Here is a 998-nt window from a genome sequence, read left to right as displayed (position 1 = left end):
GAAACACGAAAGGATTTAGAACAGTGTAAATTGAAGGCAGGAGACACATGGGATAATGATGAAATCTACTTTGTCGTTGAAGAACTGAGAAAAGAATTTCCGGATCTTTCATTTACACAAATGTCCGATTGCTCAGGAGTCCTGATTTTAGACTGACAAATTCCAGTATGTGGATGAATGGATTGATAAAATAATGAACATTAAACAACAAGAAGTGGCTCAAATGAATATGGTGGAATGGTTATCAGATTCGCAAGAATTAGGAAAAAAGCCATCTAAAATTGAATTTGTTAAAAAATTTGAATTGTATGAGATGCATTATTATATTTTTAAATTTAAGAGAAGTGTATTTACTTCATGGCTTGTTGGAGTTAGTGGCGGTTATGTAGATAATGATCTTGTACCGTGCGGACATACTTTCAGTGACATGAAAAAATATAATGCAACTACTGCGCAAAATGATTGTATTGATATGATAGAAAGAATTCGTTCTTATTGGATGGAACAAGCAAAAAGCTACACGTAGCAATAATATTTACTTTCTTACTATGAAATTTTGATTGCTTTATAGTATTTTTTTGATTGTTAAAAGAATTCTATGTCATAATTTTTATAAAGGTTGGTGGATATCTTGGAAATTAAAAATATAATTGGTGAAACAACAGAATATGATAAAAAGTTAAAATTAGAAGTTAAAAAACCTAAAAGCTGGTGTAAAAGCATCAGTGCTTTTGCGAATACTTTAGGAGGTTTCTTAATCTTTGGAATTTCAGATGATAATCAAATCGTTGGTTTAGAAACTCCGGATAAAGATGCTGAACTTATCAGCGAAATCATTAAAACAAGATTAAATCCGATTCCAGAGTTTAAAATTTCTTTTCATACTGAAGATGGAAATGTTGTTTTAATTGTTCAGGTATTCAAAGGAGAAGAAACACCTTACTATTATTCAGGAGACGGATTACTTGAAGCTTATGTTCGTATTGGTAATGAAAGTG

General features: G+C 30.9%; 2 protein-coding genes. Both read left to right on the top strand.

Annotated elements, in window-relative coordinates; all coding sequences use genetic code 11:
* Positions 1-193: 193 nt before the first annotated feature.
* The gene (locus NE544_RS11985) at positions 194-526 is read left to right on the top strand and encodes a hypothetical protein (protein ID WP_256269497.1); all 333 of its coding nucleotides are present in this window, start codon (positions 194-196) and stop codon (positions 524-526) included.
* A 105-nt stretch (positions 527-631) separates the two neighbouring features.
* Positions 632-998, top strand: a 367-nt coding sequence (locus NE544_RS11980; protein ID WP_256269496.1) for a helix-turn-helix domain-containing protein, incomplete at its 3' end; no start/stop codon positions are given.

Source organism: Holdemanella sp. MSK.7.32, from assembly GCF_024460475.1.
Lineage (GTDB): Bacteria > Bacillota_I > Bacilli_A > Erysipelotrichales > Erysipelotrichaceae > Holdemanella.
The sequence above is the reverse complement of the archived record's forward strand: the minus strand, read 5'-3'. Positions and strand labels throughout refer to the sequence as shown.

Bases quoted from the DNA above. Each gene is read 5' to 3' on its own strand.
- NE544_RS11985 (WP_256269497.1), top strand. From the start codon at position 194: ATGAACATTAAACAACAAGAAGTGGCTCAAATGAATATGGTGGAATGG.